General features: G+C 29.2%; 20 protein-coding genes. 16 read left to right on the top strand and 4 right to left on the bottom strand.

Annotation, left to right across the window (positions count from 1 at the left end; all coding sequences use genetic code 11):
- Positions 1-8: 8 nt before the first annotated feature.
- Positions 9-1,157 carry a lactaldehyde reductase gene (gene fucO / locus ACQPUW_RS09585; RefSeq protein WP_430837217.1) on the top strand — a complete coding sequence of 383 codons (1,149 nt, stop codon included), beginning with the start codon at positions 9-11 and terminating at the stop codon, positions 1,155-1,157.
- 120 nt (positions 1,158-1,277) lie between these two features.
- Here the strand turns inward: fucO and ACQPUW_RS09580 are convergent, their stop codons facing one another.
- Positions 1,278-2,144, bottom strand: a complete 867-nt coding sequence (locus tag ACQPUW_RS09580; protein ID WP_430837216.1) for an AraC family transcriptional regulator — start codon at positions 2,142-2,144, stop codon at positions 1,278-1,280.
- 173 nt (positions 2,145-2,317) lie between these two features.
- On the opposite strand from ACQPUW_RS09580, the gene ACQPUW_RS09575 reads away from it, so the two are divergent.
- The 6 genes from ACQPUW_RS09575 to ACQPUW_RS09550 all read left to right on the top strand — a co-directional run bounded on the left by ACQPUW_RS09575 (position 2,318) and on the right by ACQPUW_RS09550 (position 9,829).
- Positions 2,318-4,111 carry an L-fucose isomerase gene (locus tag ACQPUW_RS09575; RefSeq protein WP_430837215.1) on the top strand — a complete coding sequence of 598 codons (1,794 nt, stop codon included), beginning with the start codon at positions 2,318-2,320 and terminating at the stop codon, positions 4,109-4,111.
- Positions 4,112-4,131: 20 nt separating this feature from the next.
- A complete protein-coding gene (locus ACQPUW_RS09570) occupies positions 4,132-5,634 on the top strand; it encodes a rhamnulokinase (RefSeq protein WP_430837214.1) in 1,503 nt (500 codons plus the stop codon).
- Positions 5,628-6,071 (top strand): RbsD/FucU family protein, encoded by a 444-nt coding sequence (locus ACQPUW_RS09565; protein WP_430837213.1) that lies wholly within the window; start codon positions 5,628-5,630, stop codon positions 6,069-6,071. Before ACQPUW_RS09570 ends, ACQPUW_RS09565 begins: the two co-directional genes overlap by 7 nt.
- 59 nt (positions 6,072-6,130) lie before the next feature.
- A complete protein-coding gene (locus ACQPUW_RS09560; RefSeq protein WP_430837305.1) occupies positions 6,131-6,814 on the top strand; it encodes a class II aldolase/adducin family protein in 684 nt (227 codons plus the stop codon).
- 35 nt (positions 6,815-6,849) lie between these two features.
- Positions 6,850-8,169 (top strand): L-fucose:H+ symporter permease, encoded by a 1,320-nt coding sequence (fucP, locus tag ACQPUW_RS09555; RefSeq protein ID WP_430837212.1) that lies wholly within the window; start codon positions 6,850-6,852, stop codon positions 8,167-8,169.
- 199 nt (positions 8,170-8,368) lie between these two features.
- Positions 8,369-9,829, top strand: a complete 1,461-nt coding sequence (locus ACQPUW_RS09550; protein WP_430837211.1) for a catalase — start codon at positions 8,369-8,371, stop codon at positions 9,827-9,829.
- 73 nt (positions 9,830-9,902) lie between these two features.
- Here the strand turns inward: ACQPUW_RS09550 and ACQPUW_RS09545 are convergent, their stop codons facing one another.
- On the bottom strand, positions 9,903-10,637 hold the full coding sequence (locus tag ACQPUW_RS09545; protein WP_430837210.1) for a GntR family transcriptional regulator: 735 nt from the start codon (positions 10,635-10,637) through the stop codon (positions 9,903-9,905).
- A 223-nt stretch (positions 10,638-10,860) separates the two neighbouring features.
- Between ACQPUW_RS09545 and udp the strand changes: the two genes are divergently transcribed.
- Positions 10,861-11,646 (top strand): uridine phosphorylase, encoded by a 786-nt coding sequence (gene udp, locus ACQPUW_RS09540; RefSeq protein ID WP_430837209.1) that lies wholly within the window; start codon positions 10,861-10,863, stop codon positions 11,644-11,646.
- 32 nt (positions 11,647-11,678) lie between these two features.
- Positions 11,679-12,869 (top strand): phosphopentomutase, encoded by a 1,191-nt coding sequence (locus ACQPUW_RS09535; protein WP_430837208.1) that lies wholly within the window; start codon positions 11,679-11,681, stop codon positions 12,867-12,869.
- 335 nt (positions 12,870-13,204) lie between these two features.
- On the opposite strand, the gene ACQPUW_RS09530 is transcribed toward ACQPUW_RS09535, so the two are convergent.
- Positions 13,205-13,360 carry a hypothetical protein gene (locus tag ACQPUW_RS09530; RefSeq protein ID WP_430837207.1) on the bottom strand — a complete coding sequence of 52 codons (156 nt, stop codon included), beginning with the start codon at positions 13,358-13,360 and terminating at the stop codon, positions 13,205-13,207.
- Positions 13,361-14,090: 730 nt separating this feature from the next.
- Here ACQPUW_RS09530 and ACQPUW_RS09525 point away from each other — a divergent pair.
- A complete protein-coding gene (locus ACQPUW_RS09525) occupies positions 14,091-15,281 on the top strand; it encodes an acetate kinase (protein WP_430837206.1) in 1,191 nt (396 codons plus the stop codon).
- Between the two features lie 227 nt (positions 15,282-15,508).
- On the top strand, positions 15,509-15,880 hold the full coding sequence (locus ACQPUW_RS09520; RefSeq protein WP_430837205.1) for a VOC family protein: 372 nt from the start codon (positions 15,509-15,511) through the stop codon (positions 15,878-15,880).
- Between the two features lie 40 nt (positions 15,881-15,920).
- On the opposite strand, the gene ACQPUW_RS09515 is transcribed toward ACQPUW_RS09520, so the two are convergent.
- Complete coding sequence (locus ACQPUW_RS09515) at positions 15,921-16,076, bottom strand: hypothetical protein (RefSeq protein ID WP_204594935.1); 156 nt, start codon at positions 16,074-16,076, stop codon at positions 15,921-15,923.
- A 786-nt stretch (positions 16,077-16,862) separates the two neighbouring features.
- On the opposite strand from ACQPUW_RS09515, the gene ACQPUW_RS09510 reads away from it, so the two are divergent.
- The 5 genes from ACQPUW_RS09510 (at position 16,863) to ACQPUW_RS09490 (ending at position 23,624) form a co-directional block, all read left to right on the top strand.
- On the top strand, positions 16,863-18,251 hold the full coding sequence (locus ACQPUW_RS09510) for a peptidoglycan binding domain-containing protein (protein ID WP_430837204.1): 1,389 nt from the start codon (positions 16,863-16,865) through the stop codon (positions 18,249-18,251).
- A 545-nt stretch (positions 18,252-18,796) separates the two neighbouring features.
- Positions 18,797-19,888, top strand: coding sequence for a ribose-phosphate pyrophosphokinase (locus ACQPUW_RS09505; protein WP_430837203.1), 1,092 nt, complete (start codon positions 18,797-18,799; stop codon positions 19,886-19,888).
- A 257-nt stretch (positions 19,889-20,145) separates the two neighbouring features.
- Positions 20,146-20,859, top strand: a complete 714-nt coding sequence (locus tag ACQPUW_RS09500) for a glycerophosphodiester phosphodiesterase (RefSeq protein WP_430837202.1) — start codon at positions 20,146-20,148, stop codon at positions 20,857-20,859.
- A gap of 400 nt (positions 20,860-21,259) precedes the next feature.
- Positions 21,260-22,345 (top strand): ABC transporter ATP-binding protein, encoded by a 1,086-nt coding sequence (locus ACQPUW_RS09495; RefSeq protein WP_430837201.1) that lies wholly within the window; start codon positions 21,260-21,262, stop codon positions 22,343-22,345.
- A 1-nt stretch (position 22,346) separates the two neighbouring features.
- Entirely contained in the window at positions 22,347-23,624 is a 1,278-nt protein-coding gene (locus ACQPUW_RS09490; protein ID WP_430837200.1) for an ABC transporter substrate-binding protein, read from the top strand.
- The last annotated feature ends 40 nt before the right edge of the window (positions 23,625-23,664 follow it).

Raw genomic sequence — 23,664 nt, 5'->3', positions numbered from 1 at the left:
AGAGTAGTATGGTTAATAGAATTGTATTAAATGAAGTTTCTTATCATGGAGCTGGAGCTATAAAGGAAATTGTAACAGAAGTAAAAAGAAGAGGATTTAAGAAAGCTTTTTTATGTTCTGATCCAGATTTAATTAAATTTGGAGTAACAGGAAAAGTTACTTCTATATTGGATGAGGCTGAGCTTGAATATGAATTATATTCTAACATTAAGGCTAATCCAACAATTGAAAATGTACAAGTTGGTGTAGAGAGCTATAAAGGCTCAGATGCAGATTATATAATTGCTGTTGGTGGAGGATCATCAATGGATACAGCAAAAGCAATAGGTATTATTATTAATAATCCAGAATTTGAAGATGTTATAAGCTTAGAAGGAGTAGCTCTAACTAAAAATAAATCTGTACCAATTATAGCTGTTCCAACAACAGCAGGTACAGCAGCTGAAGTTACTATTAACTATGTTATTACAGATACTGAGAAGAATAGAAAATTTGTATGTGTAGATACACATGATATTCCAATAGTAGCAATTATTGATCCTGAAATGATGGCAAGTATGCCAAAAGGTCTTACAGCTGCTACAGGAATGGATGCTTTAACTCATGCAATAGAAGGCTTTACAACATTAGCAGCATGGGAAATGACTGATATGTTCCATTTAAAAGCTATTGAATTAATTTCAAAAAGCTTAAGAGGAGCAGTTGAAAATACAACAGAGGGAAGAGATGGAATGGCCCTTGGTCAATATATTGCAGGTATGGGATTCTCAAATGTAGGACTTGGAATTGTCCATTCTATGGCGCATTCCTTAGGAGCAGTTTATGATACACCTCATGGAGTTGCAAACGCAATTATTCTTCCAACTGTTATGGAATATAATGCAGATAAAACTGGTGATAAATACAAATATATTGCAGCTGCTATGGGCGTTGAAAATACAGAAAGTATGAGTGTAGAAGAATACAGAAAGGCAGCTGTAGATGCAGTTAAAAAGCTTTCTAATGATGTGGGTATACCATCTGACTTAACAGATATAGTAAAGGAAGATGATATTCAATTTTTAGCAGAGTCTGCATATTTAGATGCATGTAGACCTGGTAATCCAAAGGAAACATCAGTGGAAGATATAATAAAACTATATAAATCATTAATTTAACTAAAAATATATTAATATAAAATATATAAAAATGAGCTACAGTATAATCTTTATGATTTATTGTAGCTCATTTTTATATTTACTAATATTTAAATAAATGTATAAATGAAAATAAGTACTCTATATAGCATTAAGTGAATATGCTTTCAAATACTGTTTTGGAGTTACATTTTTATATTTTTTAAAAGTTTTAATAAAATAGCTTACATCATTAAATCCACAATTAAAAGCAATTTCTGTAACGGGTAAGTCAGTAGTTATAAGTTGTTCTGAGGCACTTTCAATGCGGTAGTAGTTTAGGTACTCAATTGGAGTTTTATTAGTCATCTCATGAAAAAATCTACAAAAATATTTTGGAGTCATGCCAGCAGCTCTAGATAAATCCTCAAGGGAAATAGGGTTAGAATATTCATTTTCAATTATAGATAAGACTTTTTTAAACTGTAGAATCTTTTGTTGATTTCTTTTAGTGTTTTTATTCTTATTTATATATAACTCATGCTTTAATATAATTCCTAATAAGTGATACAAAGATCCTTGTGTAACAAATTCATATCCAGTATTTTTTATCTGCATAGAATTAAATAAATTATTACAACATGTCCTTAATTCTGTGATATCAGTAGGAAGCTTATGCTCAATTACTTTGTTATGATTTATAATATTTTGTATTTGTTTTGTGCAAGCATGATTTTGCTTTAATAGTAATTTCATATCAAATACAATACAGTCATATATACAATCTTTTGGTGTTCCACCATGAAATATTCCGTCATGAATGAAAAGCATATCTCCTTTTTTAGCTAATATTTTTTCTTCGTTAATTATTATAAGCATATCGCCTTCTAAGATTCTTATGATTTCACATTCAGTGTGCCAATGATAGGGCATATTGTATCTAGGATGATTTGGCGTTACATGATAAAGCTCTATAGGAAAATCGAAAGTGCCATGTTGTTTATTTTCTTTATAATCAAAATACTTCATAGGAATACCTCCAATTTAAAATTTAAATGAAAAAGTGAATATAATTATATTTTTTGACTATTATAGCACAAGAAAACGTTTAACAAAAGAACTATAATGAATATAATAACAAAAATACTAAAAAATGTAAAATAAAAGAATTTAGATATAAGTATATTGGGGGAGGAATTATTATGGCAAAGAGTAGATTAGTAGGAGAGTATCCTGTAATTGGAATAAGACCAACAATAGATGGGAGAAGAGGAATAATTGATGTAAGGGGTTCTCTTGAAGAACAAACAATGAATATGGCAAAGTCAGCCGCAAAGCTTTTAGAAGAGAATTTAAAGTATTCAAATGGAGAAAAAGTAAAGGTTGTTATAGCTGATACTACAATAGGAAGAGTGCCAGAAGCTGCAGCTTGTGCAGATAAATTCAGACGAGAAGGTGTAGATATAACTCTTACAGTTACTCCATGTTGGTGCTATGGTGCAGAAACAATGGATATGGACCCAATGACTATAAAGGGAGTATGGGGATTTAATGGAACTGAAAGACCAGGAGCTGTTTATTTAGCATCTGTTCTAGCAACTCATGCACAAAAAGGACTTCCTGCATTCGGTATATATGGACATGATGTTCAAGATGCAGATAACACAGAAATACCTGAAGATGTAAAAGAGAAGTTATTAAGATTTGGTAGAGCGGCAGTTGCAGCAGCTTCTATGAGAGGAAAATCTTATCTTCAAATAGGTTCTATATGTATGGGAATAGGTGGTTCTATTATAGATCCTAATTTTATAGAAGAATATTTAGGAATGAGAGTAGAATCAGTTGATGAAGTAGAAATAATAAGAAGAATGACTGAAGGAATATATGATGAAGAAGAATTTAAAAGAGCATTAAAATGGACTAAGGAAAAGTGTATAGAAGGCTTTGATAAAAATCCTGAAAGTGTTCAAAAGACAAGAGAAGAAAAGGACTCTGATTGGGAATTTGTTGTTAAGATGATGTGCATTATAAAAGATTTAATGAATGGAAATGAGAACTTACCTAAAGGATGCGAAGAAGAAAGACTTGGACATAATGCAATAGCAGCTGGATTCCAAGGTCAAAGACAATGGACTGATTTTTATCCAAACTGTGATTTCCCAGAAGCACTACTAAATACTTCATTTGATTGGGATGGAGCTAGAGAGCCTTATATATTAGCTACTGAAAATGATGTATTAAATGGAATTGGAATGTTATTTAATAAGTTACTTACAAATAAGGCCCAAATATTTGCTGACGTTCGTACTTATTGGAGCTCAGATGCAGTAAAGAAAGCTACTGGATATGATTTAGAAGGTGTAGCAAAGGAATCAGATGGATTTATACATTTAATAAATTCAGGAGCAGCCTGTTTAGATGCATGCGGACAAGCTAAAGATGCTGATGGAAATGGAACAATGAAAGCATGGTATGACATAACAGAAAAGGATCAAGAAGAAATTCTAAAAGCAACTACTTGGAATGCTGCTGACAATGGATACTTTAGGGGTGGAGGATACTCTTCAAGATTCTTAACAGAAGCTGAAATGCCAGTAACAATGATGCGTTTAAATCTTGTAAAGGGACTTGGACCAGTTGTTCAGTTAGTTGAAGGGTATACAGTAAAACTTCCAGATGAAGTATCAGATAAGTTATGGAAGAGAACAGATTATACTTGGCCTTGTACTTGGTTTGCTCCAAGACTTACTGGTAAAGGTGCATTTACATCAGCTTATGATGTAATGAATAATTGGGGTGCCAATCATGGTGCTATAAGTCATGGGCATATAGGTGCAGATATAATAACTCTATGTTCAATATTAAGAATACCTGTAAGTATGCATAATGTACCTGAGGATAAGGTATTTAGACCAGCGGCTTGGAGTGCATTTGGAATGGATAAAGAAGGACAAGATTATAGAGCTTGTGAAGCTTATGGACCAATGTATAAATAAAAAAATTAGCAGGTGATACTATGGATAATAAAAGTATAGAAAAGAAAGTATTAGCCTTTGATTTTGGTGCATCTAGTGGAAGGGCAATGCTTGGAACTTTTGATGGAAATAAAATAGATATTAAAGAAATTCATAGATTTTCAAATGATCCAGTTACTTTAAATGGGACTATGTACTGGGATGTTTTAAGACTATTTTTTGAAATAAAACAAAGCTTTATAAAGGCTAAAAGGTTTGGAAAAATTGATAGTATTGGGATAGATACATGGGGAGTCGATTTTGCTCTTTTAGATGAATATGGACAATTACTTGAAAATCCAATTCATTATAGAGATGAAAGAACGACTGGAATGATAGAGAAAAGTTTTGAGAAAATATCAAAGGATGAATTTTACAATATAACTGGTAATCAATTTATGGAAATAAATACTGCATTTCAGTTATTAGCATTAAAAGAAAAAAGACCACATCTGCTTGAAAGGGCAGAGGTGATGCTACTAATGCCTGACCTATTTAATTATTTATTAACAGGTAAAAAGGTTACAGAAAATTCTATAGCATCAACAACTCAGTTATTTAACGCTAAAAATAGAGCTTGGTCAGATAGAGTAATAGAGTCTTTAGGACTTCCTAGAAGAATATTTACAGAAATAGTACCAAGTGGAACGGTAATAGGTAAGATATCAGAGAAAATAAGTGAAGAACTTAAAATAAATATGTGCGATGTTATTGCAGTATCAGGACATGATACACAAAGTGCATTAGTTTCTGTTCCAACTACAGAAAAAGATTTTGTATTTTTAAGTTGTGGAACATGGTCTTTGCTTGGAACTGAAATTGATGAACCAATTATTAATGAAAAATCAAATAATTACAATATCACAAATGAGGGAGCTTATGGAGATAAAGCATCTTTCTTAAAAAATATTATTGGATTGTGGCTTATACAGGAAAGTAAAAGACAATGGGAAAGAGAAGGCAGAGAATATGAATTTTCACAATTAGAAGATATGGCAAAAGAGGCTAAACCATTTAAATGCTTTATAGATCCAGATGATCCTGTATTTGTACAACCTGGTGATATTCCAAGTAGAATCAAAGATTATTGCTTAAGAAGTAATCAAGAAGTTCCACAAAGTGAAGGGGAAATTGTTAGATGTATAAATGAAAGTTTAGCAATGAAGTATAGATATTCTTTAGAAGAAATAAAAGATTGTACTAACAAAGATTATCCAGTTATTTATATGGTAGGTGGAGGCATTCAAAGTAAGCTTTTATGTCAAATGACAGCAAGTGCGTGTAATTGTAAAGTTTCAGCAGGACCTATTGAAGCTACAGTACTAGGAAATATAGCAATTCAGTTAATGGCTACAAAGCAAATAGAGAATTTATATAAAGCGCGTGAAGTTATAAAAAATTCTCAGGATATATATCAGTATTATCCTAATAATTTTGATTTATGGAATGGAGCGTATGAAAGATTTAAAGATGTAATTAAATCTAAGGAGGTAGTTAAATGCTAAAAGGTGTACCACAAATTTTATCGCCAAATCTTCTTAAAGTGTTGTGTGAAATGGGACATAGCGATCAAATAGTAATAGCAGATGGTAACTTTCCTACTGAAAGTATGGGAAAAGATTGTATAGTAATTCGCTGTGATGGTCATGGAATACCTGAATTATTAGATGCGATATTAAAAGTATTTCCGCTTGATACTTATGTAGAGAAACCAGTGAACTTAATGGAAGTTATGGTAGGAGATAATGTTCAAACACCAATTTGGGATGATTATAAAAAAATTATTAGTAAATATGATAATCGTGGAGATAATACAGTAGGAACTATAGAAAGATTTAAATTTTATGATGAGTCTAAAAAAGCATATGCAATAATTGCAACTAGTGAAAAAGCATTATATGCAAATGTAATACTACAAAAAGGTGTAGTGACAGAAGATTAGTTAAATGTTAGGGGGAAGAATTTATGCAAGGTGAAAAGATTAGAGAAAATAATAATTTAATGTATATGGAAATAAGAGAGCAAATATGTGATGTGTGCCACAAGATGTGGCAATTAGGGTGGGTTGCAGCAAATGATGGAAATGTAACAGTAAAATTAGAGGATGGTACATTTTTAGCTACACCTACTGGGATAAGTAAAAGTTTTATAACTCCAGAAAAATTAGTTCATATTGATGCTAACGGAGAAGTACTTGATGGGCCAGAGGGAGCAAAACCTTCTTCAGAAATAAAAATGCATTTAAGATGTTATGAGGAAAGAGAGGATGTTTGTGCAGTTGTTCATGCACATCCACCAACTGCAACAGGATTTGCAGTTGCTCATATTGACTTGGATAGATATACAATGATTGAAACTGTAATTGCAATAGGATCTATTCCAGTTACACCATATGGTACGCCATCAACTTATGAAGTTCCAGAATCAATAGCGCCATATCTACAAGAACATGATGTTGTATTGCTTGAAAATCATGGAGCGTTAGCAGTAGGATCTGATTTAATAACAGCTTATTATAGAATGGAAACATTAGAATTATATGCAAAAATAAGTTTAACAGCACATTTGTTAGGTGGAGAAAAAGAGATATCAAGAGAAAATGTTGATAGATTAATTAGTATGAGAAAAGCTTATGGAGTAAGTGGAAGACATCCAGGATTCAAGCGTTATAGAAAAGAAAAATAAATATAGTGTTTATAAATTTATAGGGGGAGTTCTTAATGGATGGGAAAATAAAGAGTACCGAGAAAACTAGTATTGTGCCAAAGAAATATAGAGTACATTTTATAATGCTTATATCATGTTTTGTACTTTGGGGTCTTTTAAATAATATGACTGATAATCTTGTACCAGCATTTGGAAGAATATTTATGCTTGAAGCAGCTGATTCTTCACTGGTTCAGGTTGCTTTTTATGGTTCATATGCAGTGCTTGCATTACCAGCAGCAATGCTTATTAAGAAATATTCATATAGAAATGGTGTCTTAGTAGGTCTTGGATTGTATATAATCGGAGCCATGGGATATATACCGGCTGCAATGTTACAAAATTTCAATTTATTTTTAGTATCAGTTTTCGTTTTAGCAGGTGGGCTTTCTATATTAGAAACTACTTGTAATCCGTATGTAATTTCATTAGGAGATGAAGAGACAAGCGTTCGTCGTCTTAACTTTGCTCAAGCATTTAACCCTATTGGTTCATTAACAGGTATTATATTAGCTAAATATTTAATACTAGGAAATTTAAATCCAGCAACTTACGAAGAACGTTTAGGTATGAGTGCGGAAGCTTTAAGTGATATACGTAATACTGAATTATTATGGGTGTGTGTACCATATGTAGGTCTAGTTGTTATAGCTATAATAATTTGGTGTTTCTTTAAGAAAAATAAAGGATCTGAAAAGGATGATTCTGGAGATCTTAATATAGTTGAGTCAATAAAGAAGCTTATAAAGATTCCACGTTATGCCTTTGGAGTAGTTGCTCAATTTTTCTATGTTGGAGTTCAAATAGCTGTATGGACTTGGACGATAAAATATGTAATGGTTACATTAGGATTAGATGAAGCAACATCAGCTAAATATTATCTTATAGCAATAGTTGCATTTATAGTATGTCGTTGGATATGTACAGCACTTATGAAATATATAGAACCTGCTGTAATGATGGCTGTCTTTGCAGTTGGAGGAATTCTATGTAGCTTAGGAACAATATTCTTACCGACAAATATATCAGTTTGGTGTTTAGTTGCAATATCAGCTTGTATGTCATTAATGTTCCCAACAATTTATGGTATAGCTCTTGAAGGATTAGGAACAGAAGTAAAGGTTGGTGCTGCAGGTCTTATAATGGCAATATTAGGAGGAGCAGTAATAACACCTATTATGGGAGGATTTATTGATAGTGGAAAATTATCAAGTTTAGTTACATCATACCAAGGTGCAGAAGCTGCGGTTCGTTCAGCATTTTTTATACCAGTTATTTGTTTTGCAGTAGTATTACTTTATTCATTATGTTTTAGAAAGAAAAAGGTAGCATAATATAAGAAGTGCAGTGTATGGGTATATTTTAATCAGCCTATACACTGTTTTTTATCATATAAATATAATGAAATATAGTTTTTAGTATAACTGTCATAAGAATTATAATATTAGTATAAAAAGCAAAGAGTATACAAACAGTAATATTTTTTGATGGCAATTATATAATAGAATGAATAATATTTATTAGGAGTTATAAATGTGTAAATATGAAAAAGATAAGAGTAAATATATGACAACTAATGAAGGTGAGCCAATTTACAACGACACAGATGTATTAACGGTGGGGGAAGATGGACCAATATTATTAAAGGATCAACAATTTATAGATAAAATAGCTCATATTACAAGAGAGAGGATACCTCCAAGAGTTGTACATGCAAAAGGTTCAGGTGCAAAGGGATATTTTAAAACTTATAATAGTATGAAAAAGTATACTAGAGCTGAAGTATTCACTAATACTAAAAGTAGTACACCTGTATTAGTAAGATTTTCATTAGTCGGAGCTGAGGTTGGTTCTCCAGAAACCATTAGAGATGGTAGAGGATTTGCCGTGAAGTTTTATACTACAGAAGGAAATTATGATATAGTAGGATTGGATTTTCCTGTATTTTTTATTAAAGATGCAATTAGATTTCCTGACTTAGCTCATGCATTTAAAAAATCACCGATGACAAATTTAGATGATAAAAATATGTTTTGGGATTTTATAGCGAGTGCTCCAGAATCAACTCAAGTTATATTACATCTTTTTAGTGATAGAGGTACTCGTAAAAGTTATATAAAGATGCCTGGATATGGTATAAACACATATCAATGGGTAAATAAATCAGGTGAAAAGTATTATGTTAAGTATCATTTAAAACCATTAGCTGGGGATGAAACAATTACAGCAGAGGAGGCAACAAGACTAGCTGGAGAAAATCCAGATGTTGCAACTAAAGAGTTATATGATTCATTAAATTGCGGGAAGAAAGTTGAGTATGATTTATATGTTCAAATAATGAAGCCATCAATTGCTAAATCATTACCTTTTAATCCTTTAGATCCAACAAAGATTTGGCCAGAAGAAGATTTTAAATTGAATATGGTTGGAAGACTAACATTAACTGATGCACCTAGTAATTTTTATGAAGAAATAGAACAATTAGCTTTTAGTCCAGCAAACTTAGTACCAGGAATAGAAATATCCAATGATAAGTTATTACAGGGAAGACTATTTGCATATCATGACGCACAAAGATATAGGATAGGAACCAATTTTCAGCAATTACCAATAAATAGACCTATAAAGAAAGCAGTTAATAATGAAAGAGACGGAAACATGCAATATGAAATGCATAAGGGGATAGCATATAGTCCTAACATATTAAATGATAATGAACCAAAAGTAACACCTAATAAATACCCAGAATGTAGTGAATATATTGAGGGATATGAGGTAAGAAAACCTATAAGCACAAGAGAAGAAGATGATTTTATTCAAGCTGGAAGGTTTTATAGATCTCTTTCTAAAAGGGAAAGAGAAAATTTAATAAAAAATTTAGTTGAAGGATTAACAGGGGTCGATGATAGAATTCTAGATATAATTTTATGTTATTTGACTAGAGCAGATAAATTCCTTGGAGAAGTAATAAGAAATGAATTGAAGCAAAACTGATAAAGGTTAAGAAATAAAAAAATCATAGAATTAAAACTATGATTTTTTATTTTTCTTAAATTAGTTATTAAATTTATCTAGTAGGATGAAATTTAATATTAGCATACTGCATAGGTAGATAATGCTTATTAAAAGCAATAGGGTATGTACTATTTTTATATAGACCTTCCTCCACTAAATAAAATTGTTTCTCACAAGAAATTGGATGGCCTTTAGTGACAAAGCTTCCAGCTGTTGAGAATTTTATATCAACTAATGCATCAGTACATTCAGTATAAACTTTATCTTCAATAAACTTAAGAAGTTCTTCTCTATCATTTAAATCAAGATTAAAAGTAGAGATAGCTTCTATTGGAATTATAGTAAATGTATAAGCGACAGTATCTCCATTACACATATACCATCTATCTATACCAACTGTTGCCACAGATTTTTTACCTAATATTTTAGTGAAATAATCTGAAGGTGGTTGTATCTTAAAATCGAATTCAATAGCATCTATTTTGTGATCTAAGCATTTATAAACAACGTGTCCTATTTTCTCTAAGCCACTCTTTTTAGGTGGGTTTTCTTTTGTAATATAATTTCCTTTTCCACGGATATTTTTAATTAGACCATCATCTTGAAGTAGTGATAGTGCTTGACGAAGAGTACTTCTACTTACGCCTAATGTTTTTGCAAGATCTGGTTCTGATGGGAGCCTACTATTCTTAGGAAAAGTTCCTTCATTTATCATTTTAAAAAGCTTATTATATACTGTAACATATCGTAATTCTTTTGCTGTATCAATTATATTAATGTTATCCATTTTAATCACCCTTCTATAAATAGACAAGCTTCATACAAGTTTATGCTTGTAAATTTGTTCGTTTAATATAGATTATAAAATATTTTATAAAAATAGCAAATAAAAAATATGAAAAATCATGTAAACGATTGACGAATAATGAATTATCATGGTATTATCTATATATAAAAACATACAGCAAAATAGACAAGTTGTACTTGTCCTAACAATAGGAGGAATTTAAATGATTTATTCACAAGGTTCAGGAAAAGAATATCACATAGATGTAGCAAAAGGTGAAGTTGGAAGATACGTAATTATGCCAGGAGATCCTAAGAGATGTGCTAAAATAGCTAAATATTTTGATAATGCAGAACTTGTTGCAGATAAGAGAGAATATGTTACATACACTGGTTATTTAGATGGAGTTAAAGTAAGTGTTACTTCAACTGGTATCGGTGGACCATCAGCTGCTATTGCATTAGAAGAATTAGTTAAATGTGGAGCAGATACATTTATAAGAGTAGGTACATGCGGTGGTATGGATCTTGATGTAAAAGGTGGAGATATAGTAGTAGCAACAGGTGCTATAAGAGCAGAAGGAACTACTAGAGAATATGTTCCAATAGAATTCCCAGCAGTTGCAAATTTAGATGTAGTAAACTCTTTAGTAAAAGCGTCAAAAGATTTAAATGAAACTTATCATGCTGGAGTTGTTCAATCAAAGGATTCTTTCTATGGACAACATTCACCAGAAACTAAGCCAATAGGATATGATTTAATGAATAAGTGGGATGCTTGGGTTAAATGTGGATGTCTTGCATCTGAAATGGAGGGTGCAGCATTATTTATAGTTGGAAGCTACTTAAAGGTAAGAGTCGGAGCAGTGTTCCTAGCTGTAGCTAATCAAGAGAGAGAAAAAGCTGGACTTGAAAATAAGCAAGCACATGATACTGAAGGAGCTATAAAAGTAGCTGTTGAAGGAATTAAAAATCTAATAAAATTAGACAAAGAAAAAGGACTGTTATAAAATAACATTAAAAGGCGCAAGGAGTTGTAGTTATGAGTAAATATAAAAGAGTTTTTACAATAGTAATAGATTCATTAGGAGTTGGAGCAATGCCTGATTCAGAAAGGTATGGAGATGTAGGTGTTGATACACTTGGACATATAGCAGAATCAGTAGAAAGCTTTAATATTCCTAATCTACAAAAAATGGGTATTTCAAATCTACACAAAGTAAAACATGTAGATGAAGTTTCAAAACCATTAGGATATCAAATGAAAATGCAAGAAGCAAGTGTTGGAAAAGATACAATGACAGGTCACTGGGAAATGATGGGCCTTCATATTACAAAACCTTTCCAAACATTTACTGATACAGGATTCCCAAAGGAATTATTAGATGAATTAAGCAAAAGAACAGGTCATAAAATTGTTGGAAACAAAAGTGCTAGTGGAACAGAAATACTAGATGAACTTGGCGAACATCAAATGAAAACTGGTGATATGATAGTTTATACATCAGCAGATTCAGTTCTACAAATATGTGGTCATGAAGAAACATTTGGATTAGATGAATTATATAGATGTTGTGAAATTGCAAGAGAATTAACACTTAAAGATGAGTGGAAAGTTGGAAGAATCATTGCAAGACCATATTTAGGAAATAAAAAAGGTGAATTCAAGCGTACTAGTAATAGACATGACTACGCATTAAAGCCATATGGCAAAACTGTTCTTAATGAATTAAAAGATAATAACTTTGATGTTATTTCTGTAGGTAAAATTAAAGATATATTTGATGGTGAGGGAATCACAGAAGGACATAAATCAAAGAGTTCAGTTCATGGAATGGAACAAACATTAGAAATAATGGATAAAGACTTTAATGGATTATGTTTTGTAAACTTAGTTGATTTTGATGCTCTTTGGGGACATAGAAGAAACCCACAAGGTTATGCAGAAGAATTAGAAAAATTTGATGTTAATTTAGGCAAAGTACTAGATAACTTAAAAGAAGATGATTTATTAATAATAACTGCTGACCATGGTAATGATCCAACTTACAAAGGAACAGATCATACAAGAGAACATGTACCATTCTTAGCATACTCACCTTCAATGAAAGGCGATGGACAATTAGAAACAGCAAAAAGCTTTGCTGCAATTGGAGCAACTATAGCTGATAATTTTGGACTTAAAATGCCTGAAGGAACTATAGGTGAATCTGTTTTAGAAAAGCTTGTATAGTAATATAAATAATATAGTAAAAAGTAGCTTATTTTAAGCTACTTTTTTATTGCCATATGTAATAGATGTTATTCATTCAATATTTGCACTAGAGGCATTAAAGAGTGCTTTTAATATAAATATAAGCATAGCTGCTTTTATTGTAATGGGAAGTTTCTTATTAGTACAAATAATATATTTATTAATCATAAGAGTAAATTACTTGTTGGAAGTAAAAAGAAGTTTAAAGTATTAAAATAATTTGATTATTACCGTTAATTAGAATTATATAGGATATAATAAAGCTCCCATAAAATATATGAAAAATATTTTATGGGAGCTTTTATGAATTTATACTATTTGTTATTTTTATCCTTCTTGTCTATTCCACAAGGTACCCAAGGATAATCAGGATGTGATGGATCGCAAGGATCTGTTACATCTACTTTCTTTTCCTCTTCAACTATTTGATCAAAAAATTCTGGCTTTATAGTTTTTTCTTTATTACTCATATTTAACATCTCCAATTCTCAATAAATTCTATATTTAAATTATATATTAAATAATAATAATTATCAACAAATAATTCATTGAACATTTTATTAATAATAGAATGTTCAATGATTAGAAACATATTATATACACTTAGATACAGTTTAGTAATTGTTTTAGTTAGTATTTGTAATCAATGTTTTAATAATTCATTGCATTTATTTTAAGGTAAAAAAATACTTGGTAATAAATAGTTGATTAAATAGTTTTCAAATAACTAGAAACTTCCAAATGTGAACTGCGAGTAAACACAATCGTATACAAATGAATAATTGTTAACAAATTATGATAAAAAACCACTTATTTTTAACTAAATTTTAATAAATACTCAATAAAAATATTTATCTAATTATTTTTATTATTTTATTTGCAAATGTTGATATATTAATATAAAATGTTTACAATGAGAGTGTAAGTAAATGCTTACATTTACGATGATTATTAATACTTTGAGTGAGCGAAGGATAATAATTTAAAGAGGTAAATATAGGGGATTGGGAGTTTGGAGTTGTTATTTAATATAAAAATATAGATGCTGGTTATATTTTGAAAGGTATAGAACAATTTACCAAGATATTTAGGCCCAATTAATTATTTATAAAGAGAATGTTCATTAAGGGTATTGTAAACGTTGTTGTAATTATTTAAAAAACAATAGATGACAATGAAAGAATAGGATGGTGTATTTAAATGAAGGTACTTGTTATAAATTGTGGTAGTTCATCTTTAAAATATCAATTAATTGATATGACAAATGAAGAGTGTATCGCACAAGGATTAGTTGAAAGAATTGGACTTGAAGGTTCTGTTTTAACACAAAAATCAGATAAAGGTAAATATAAGATAAATGAAGAGATTAAAAATCATAAAGATGCTATAAATTTAGTACTTAAAGCATTAGTTGATGAAGAGAATGGTGTGATTTCATCTATGGATGAAATATCAGCTGTAGGACATAGAGTAGTTCATGGCGGAGAAAAATACGCAAACTCTGTTGTTGTAGATGAAGAAGTAATTAAATATTTAGAGGAATGCGCAAAGCTAGCTCCTTTACATAATCCACCAAATATTATTGGAATAAGAGCATGCCAAGAAATTATGGGTGATACTCCTATGGTTGTAGTGTTTGATACAGCTTTCCATCAAACAATGCCAGAAGTTGCATATATTTATCCAATAGAATATGCATTATATGAAAATTATAAAATAAGAAAGTATGGATTCCATGGAACTTCTCATAAGTATGTATCAAATAAGCTTGCAGAAGTGATGGGTAAAGATATTAGAGACTTAAAAATAATAAGCTGTCACCTAGGAAACGGGGCAAGCTTAGCTGCTGTAAAGGGTGGTAAATCAGTTGATACTACTATGGGCTTTACACCACTTGAAGGTATTGCTATGGGAACAAGATCAGGAAGTATAGATCCATCTATTCCAACATATCTAATTAGTGAATGTAATTATACAGCAGAAGAAGTAGCTAATTTATTAAATAAGAAATCAGGAGTTCTTGGAATATCAGGAGTTAGCTCAGATTTTAGAGATATAGAAAAAGCAGCTTCAGAGGGTAATAAAAGAGCTCAATTAGCTTTAGATATATTCCATTACAAAATTAAAGGACAAATTGGAGCATATGCAGCACAAATGGGTGGAGTAGATGCAATTATCTTTACAGCAGGAGTTGGAGAAAATGGTCCAGAAACTAGAGAAGCTTGCTTAAGTGGACTAGAGTTCTTAGGAATTAAAGTAGATACTGAGAAAAATAAAGTAAGAGGGAAATTAGCTGAAATTTCATCAGATGATTCAAAGGTAAAAGTCTATGTAGTTCCAACTAATGAAGAACTTATGATTGCTAAAGACACTGTAAGATTACAAAAGTAAAATTTAAAATATGTAAGAGCCCTAATATTTTATTAGGGTTCTTATTTAATTATAAGTACTTTTTGTGCGCTAAAAGACACCATTAGTGATAAAATAGATTCAAGTTTTTATTTAATTATAAGTACTTTTAGTTATATTTTTTTATTATAAAAGACTAATAATACAAAATTGATATGATATAATTTAAAAAATGAATATTATTGTATATATTAGAAGGAGTGATGGCAGTGAATTTTTGCTGGAGTACATTAACAGTATCAGATATAGAGAAATCATCAAAATTTTATAAAGATATAATAGGGTTAAAAGAAGTAAGAACCTTAAGTCCTAATGAAGAAATGACTATAATGTTTTTGAAGGATAATGATAATTTTAATTTAGAGCTTATAGAAAATAAAAAAAATGATGAAGAAAAAATATTTAAAGGAATAACTTTAGCCTTTAGAGTAGATTCATTAGATGAATCTATGGAAGCTATGAAAAATAAGAATATAGATATAGTGAGAGGACCTATTAAGGTTTCTAAAGATACTAAGTTCTTCTTTATAAAAGATCCAGATGGATTAGAAATACAAATTGTTGAAAGTAATGAACTTTAATAAAAAAGATTCTACCTTTATAAAGGTAGAATCTTTTTTATTAGTTAATATGTTGACTTTGAAAGCCTTCGCGCTTAACTGAGTGTTTCTTTTGAGTTCTATTGTGATTTTTACCTTCTTCACTAGTTATTGGTGTTTGATAATTACATTTTTTCATTCTATCTTTTTTGTTATCAGGCTGACTGTCTTTTGTCATATTTTCACCTCCAGTAATTAATAATATTAGTATGCATAAAATAGGTTGAAAAAACACGAGAAAAGATAAGGAAAATGTTTCAAAATATTCACAAAAGAACACAAAAATTAAGTTAAAATAGTAATGAAAATGATTTTTATAAAACATGTTAATATGTTTAAAGAATAATATAAAATTATAACTTAAATTTATAAATTCTATATTGCCGAAGTATAAGTATACTGGTATTATTAGTTGTGAACTCAAGCTATTAAATTTTTAAATTTATTTTAACTAGAGATTAAACATATAAAGCTAGAATTTTAGTTACCTAAATATAGGTTTTCTAGAAATCGAATTTTAATACACATACTATACTCAGATAAATCTTGATGGAACTATTTTAAAAGATGTATTATAAATAACATCAACTATTAAAATCCACCATAGTGATATAGTGGTTTTTTTATTTTTAGAATTTTATTCTGTATGTGAAAAGTATTACTTAATTAAGTAATACAAAAATAATAAAAATATAGTTGTGGTTGATAAGTTTTAACTATAATATTTTATTCTTTTAAAGAAAGTAATCCTAATTATAGATATTAGTACATATTTATAGAATGTATTACCTAAGTAATGAGATATATTTAAAGTGAAATTTATAATTATATAAGGGGTTAGGACTTAATATAGGAATAAATTTTTAAAAGTAACAAGCGTGTTTCTAAGTCATAAGTTAAAAAGTAGAAGTATTAAAATAAAATTTTATGTTGTGTGTAACAAGTGCAGGGGAGAGTAATCATTATGGAAAAAGAAAAAAATAATCGCAAAAAAATAATTACAGGTATTATAATTGCAGTTTGCATTTTACTAGTAATGTATTTAGGTATGTCATTTTATTTTACTAACCACTTTTATTTTGGATCTGAAATTAACGGTATAAGTGTATCTGGTGAAACTGTGGAAGAGGCAAATAAAAAAATATCATCACAAATTGGAGCATATAAGTTAGAGTTACAAGGTAGAGATAACTTAGATGCAGAAATTACAGCATCTGATATAGGATTACAGTATAATTCAACAGATAAGATTCAAGAGTTAAAAGATAGCCAAAATCCATTTGCTTGGATTATTCATATTTTTAAAGCTAAGAATTCAGAGGTTACTGAAATGGCTTCATATGATAAACAAAAATTAGATAAATATGTTAATGAGCTACCTTATTTCAAGAAGAAAAATATAGTTGAACCTAAGAATGTTAGTTTTAAGTATGAAGATGGTCAATATAAAGTTGTAGATGAAGTATATGGAACTAAAGTTAATAAAGAAACTTTATATAATGAAATAGTAAAAGCTATAGCTAATGGTAAACATACATTAAATTTAGAAGAAGCTAATTGTTATGAAAATCCAAAATATACTACAAAATCACCAGAAGTAGCACAAACTAAGGACAAGCTTGATAAATACGTAAAAACTAATGTGACTTATACAATAGGAGATAACAAAGTTAACTTAGATGGCTCTACAATAAATAAATGGCTTGAAGTTAATGGAGATCTAAATGCTATTATTAATGAAAATAAAGTTAGCAATTATGTAACTAATTTAGCTAAAACTTATAACACATACGGAAAAACAAGAGATTTTAAGACTACATTAGGAACTGTAGTAAAAGTTCCAGGTGGAGATTACGGATGGGCAATTAGTATTCCAAATGAAACACAAGCATTAATGGAAGATATAAAGAGTGGAGAAACTGTAAAGAGAGATCCTAAATATTCTCAAACAGCAGCAGCTTATGGTTCAGATGATATTGGAAATACTTATGTAGAACTTGACATGACAAAACAACATCTATGGTATTATAAAGATGGAGTTCTTGTAGCCGATGGTGATGTAGTTACAGGTAATGAAAGCAAAAAATGGGGAACACCTGTAGGTACTTATAGGTTAAAGTATAAGGAAAAGAATGCAACACTAAAAGGAGAAAATTATAGTTCAAAGGTTGATTTCTGGATGCCATTTAATGGTGGAATCGGTCTTCATGATGCAAGTTGGAGAAATAAATTTGGTGGAGAAATATATAAAAATAGTGGTTCTCATGGATGTGTAAATGCACCACGTGCTCTTGCAGAAAAAGTATTTAATAATATAGAACCTAATACACCAGTTGTTTGTTATTTTGAGTAGATAACTATAATAAACTATATAAAAAATCCTACATTATTATTTAATGTAGGATTTTTTATTTTAAATTATTTTAACACAGTAAGATTTAAGCCGAGTGTTAATTTGAATTAAATAAGCAATTTGAGGTACTGTCATAAGTTATCAGTGCCAATGGGATTTGTATGAAGCACCTTTATAGATAACAATATCTTTAATGGTAATAGAAATGTACAAAGAGGAACATATAAAATACTGTTTTTCTACATAAAATTTATATATAAAATATGACTTTAATTTAAATTAGGTTACAAATACTAGATTTAATGATATACTTTATATGATTTAATATATACTTTTTCATATTAATAGTATTAAATTATAGGTTTATTTTGTCGTTTTATAACACTTAAAAAAGAAATGCAAATAAAATAAATGTAATTATATTAAATTTTATTATGAAAAATCTATTTATATATGTAAAATATTGATATATACTAATAACTAAAGAAGTTTTTTGAGACAAGTATATTTTATTCTCAAAAATTATTAGAAGGAGAGATAAACAGATGAGTGAATTAAATCATGATCTTGGAATAATAGCATTAGAAAGTTGCAAGGAACTAGGTAATGCTGTAGATAAATATATTCAAGAAAAAAGAAATTGCACAGAAACTTTTTTAATACCAACTAATGAAATAAGATTTTCAAATGGAGAAGGAAAGGTTAAAATTTCTGAAACTGTTAGAGGAAAAGATATTTACATTTTATGTGATATTGGAAATTATAGCTGTAAATATAAAATGTTTGGGTTCACAAATCATAAAGGACCTGATGAACATTTCCAAGATATAAAGAGAACTATCTCAGCTATCAAGGGAAAAGCTTCAAGAATTACTGTAATTATGCCACTTCTATATGAATCAAGACAACATAGACGTAAGGGTAGAGAATCACTAGATTGCGCATTAGCACTTCAAGAACTTGAAAGATTAGGTGTTGATGAAATTATTACTTTTGACGTTCATGATCCTAATGTTCAAAATGCCGTTCCTTTATTATCATTTGAAAACATATATCCAACATATGATATAGTAAAATCACTTACAAGTGATCAATCTTCATTAGAATTAAATAAGGATAAATTACTTGTGATAAGTCCAGATACAGGAGCTATGGATAGAGCTATTTACTACTCAAGCGTATTAGGTGTAGATGTTGGATTATTCTATAAGAGAAGAGACCACTCATTAATAGTTAATGGTAAGAATCCTATAGTTGAACATGAATATATGGGAAGAGATGTTGCAGGAAAAGATGTTTTAATAGTTGATGATATGATAGCATCAGGAGAATCAGTTCTAGATATTGCTTTAGAATTAAAAGCAAGAAATGTTAGAAATGTATATGTTGCAACTACTTTTGCTTTCTTTACAGAAGGATTAGAGAAATTTAATAAATTCTATGAAGATGGAGTAATATCAAAAGTTTACTCAACTAATTTAACATATATACCAAATGAATTAAAAAACTCAAAATGGTTCTACGGTGTTGATATGTCAGAATTCTTAGCAAGAATAATCAATAGATTAAACTATGGTAAATCTATTGCTAAGTACATGGACGCAACAGAAATAATACGTAGATTATTAAATGAATAATTTATAACTATATAAAGCAAATAAAAGCAGAAATATTTAATATTTCTGCTTTTTTATTTGTAGAATAACCTATATTATTATCTTGCTGTGTTAGCATTAAGTTGCTACTAACATATTAAAAGATTCCATTCCATGAAATATAATTTAATATAAGTGTTTCTATTACAAGTATTATTGCTTAAGATAATAAGTTTAAGTGGGGATATTTTTAGAGTTATAATGGATATAGTATTTAAAAATAGTTGGAGGTATTTATAATGATTAATTTTGCACATAGAGGAGCAAGTGGTAATTTTCCAGAAAATACATTACTTGCATTTGAGAAAGCAATAAATATTAAAGCAGCTGGTATTGAGCTAGATGTACATAAGACTAAGGATAATAGATTAGTTGTAATTCATGATGAGGATATAGAACGTACTTTTTATGGAAAAGGATTAGTTAAAGACTTTACTTTAGAAAAACTTAAAAATTTAAAATGTAGAAAAGAGCTATTTAGAGAGAATGAAAAGTGTAAGATACCTACCTTAGAGGAAGTATTAGACTTAATTAGGAAAACTGATTTAATACTTAATATAGAGATAAAAACAGATAATATTCATTATAAAGGAATAGAAAAAGATGTTATTGATTTAATTAATAGATATTCTTTAAAAAATAGGGTGATATTATCAAGTTTTAACCATGAAACAATTCAAATATGCAAAGAAATAGATAAAGATATAGCTACGGGAATGCTGTATGATGAACCTATAGAAAATATAGTTGAATATGCAAAAAGGATTAGAGCAAATGCAATTCATCCAGATAAAAATTTAGTATCAAAAGAATTAATAGAAGAAGCTCATAAGAATAATATTTTGGTAAATATATATACTGTTAATGAAATAGAGGATATGAAGAAATTAAAAGAATATAATGCAGATGGATTATTTACAGACTATCCAGAAGTACTCAAAGAAATATTTTAAAAAGGGAAATAAGTGTATTAACTGTATTTTATAATATTTATGTATTTTTAAAATGAAATAAGTTAGTGATATATCAGAAGAGAGGAGTGGTTAATAACTACTTCTCTCTTTATTTTAAATTAAATTCTTTTATAAATAAATTTAATTAAGTATTAGTATTATTTATGGCTAACCTACTAATTTTATGAAACTAATAATTCAAGCTAGTATAAATATATTTAATTCAATAATGTAGTAAGTATTATTCAATAATATTTCTATATAAAATTTATTTATAAATCTGTTATTAAAGTTATTTATACTGTATAGAAGAATCCTATTTCTCATACATAATATATATTTGTATAATTTAAACTGCTTTCAATATTAAAAAGCAATATATTTTATTTATAAACTGGAGATGAGAAGAATTAATTATGTAGTTTTTAAGGATTTAGTTAAAAGGTATAAAGGTAGCAATAAAAATGTTATAGAAAACTTCAATCTATCTATAGATAAGGGTGAATTTATTGTAATTGTAGGTTCTAGCGGAAGTGGGAAATCTACTCTTTTAGAAATGATTTGTGGATTTGAAGAAATAACTGAAGGTAGTATATCAATAGATAATAAAATTATAAATGATATAGAGCCAAAGGATAGAGATATATCTATGGTATTTCAAAATTATGCATTATTACCTCATTTAACAGCTTATGAGAATATAGCTTTTGGTATGAAAATTAGAAAAGTAAATAAAGAAGAAATAGATAAAAAAGTAATGTGGGCAGCTAAGATTTTGCACTTAGAAGAATACTTAAATGTAAAACCTAAAAAATTATCGGGTGGGCAAAGGCAAAGAATAGCTTTAGCTCGTGCAATTGTCAGGGAACCAAAGCTATTTTTAATGGATGAGCCACTTTCAAATTTAGATGCTAAGTTAAGAAATGAAACTTCTAATGAAATAGTGTCATTACATAAAAAGATAAATGCAACAACAATTTATGTTACTCATGATCAAACAGAAGCATTAACTATGGCAGATAGAATAGTTGTATTAAATGATGGAAAAGTAGAACAAGTAGGAACACCAAAAGAATTATATACAAGTCCAAGTAGTATATTTGTAGCGACATTTCTTGGTAAACCTCAAATGAATTTGTTTGAGATGAAAATAAAAGATGAAAGATTAATATTAAATGACCTTATAGATATAGGTGCTTTAGATGAATCTAATAGACTAAATGAAGATGAATACATAATTGGATTTAGGTCTGAAGATATACAAATTAATGAAGAAAGCAATTCATCTATAAGAGCAGTAATTGAGAAGATAGAGTATTTAGGAAGTGAAACAATTCTTTATTTAGATTATAAAGGAATAAAATTTACAACTAAAACTTATAAAATAAAAGATTTTAAACCAAATGAGAAGATTAATATTAGCTTTAATTTAAAAAATGCTAATATTTTCAATAAACATAATAAAAGGAATATAAGGGGAGAATAAAATGAAGAAAAGAATAATTAGTATGATGATAATGTTACCTCTTTTACTTACAGGGTGTGCAAAAGGGGCTTCTTCTACTACAGAAGGCGAAATAGGTGGAACTATTACAGTAATAACAGATAGAACTGATGCTGATAAATTATTTGAAGAAATGGAAGCTAAGTTTAAAAAATTACATCCTAAAGTAGAGGATATAGTCTTCGAATCATCAAGTGATTATGATAATTACATTACAACTCGTATGAATACAAAAAACTATGGGGATGTTTTATTTGTACCATTTAGTATGAATGCAACTCCTAATGAATATGAAAATTACTTTGAGCCTTTAGGTAAAGTTGATGAATTAGAAAAGAAGTATATAGATGTTACAGAAGCAGATTTTAATGGAACTGCCTATGGTATACCAGCAGCTCTTAACTCTTTAGGAATTATCTATAATGAAGATGTCCTAAAAAAGGCAGGAGTAGAAAAAATGCCAACTTCATTAGAAGAAATGGTTGAAGCATGTGAAAAGGTTAAAAAGAATACTGATGCAATTCCATTCTACACAAACTATAATAATACACTTGGAGTTTGGGGAGGATCTTTAACTTCTTATGGCGGAGAGCAATATAGATCAGAAATGCTTAAAAAGGGAACTGCATTTAAAGAAGGACAACCGATAAGACAAGTTATGGATTTATTCTATACATTATCTTCAAAAGGTCTAACTGAAAAGGATCCAGTTACAGGAGATTATGCTAAGTCACAACAAATGCTTGCAGATGGAGAAGTTGCAATGTTTATGATGGGATCACAAGAGGTTCCAGACATTAAAAAGCTTGTTAAGAATGGAAACAAAATAAACATAGCACCATTCCCAGTTAAATTTAATGGACAAACAAGTATAGCATTTGGAGCACCAGCTGTAGTTGGAGTTAATAAAAATAGTGAAAATAAAGAAACTGCAAAAGCTTTCTTAGAGTTCTTAGTATCTGATGAAAGTGGATATGCAAAAGAGTTTGGTGGAATGTCACCAAATAAAGAAGATTTAAATGAAGAACAACAAAAAATGTTTAAAGAAAATAATATAATATTAACTGTTCCAACAGAAACACCAGAAAATGATAAATTATATAGCGCTATAGCTAATGAAGTTGGAGTTGGAAGACTTACAGACGTATTACAAAAGACTATAAATATAGGTTTATATCCAAAGCAAAATGAAAGTTATGATGAATATATCAATAAATTAGAAGCTAAATGGGAAAAAGCTGTAAAGAATAATGAAAAATAGTACCCTAAAAAAAGAAAGAAAGATTATATTTATCTTTCTT

It is taken from the genome of Clostridium sardiniense (assembly GCF_050584765.1).
Taxonomy (GTDB): domain Bacteria; phylum Bacillota; class Clostridia; order Clostridiales; family Clostridiaceae; genus Clostridium; species Clostridium sardiniense_A.
The sequence above is the reverse complement of the archived record's forward strand: the minus strand, read 5'-3'. Positions and strand labels throughout refer to the sequence as shown.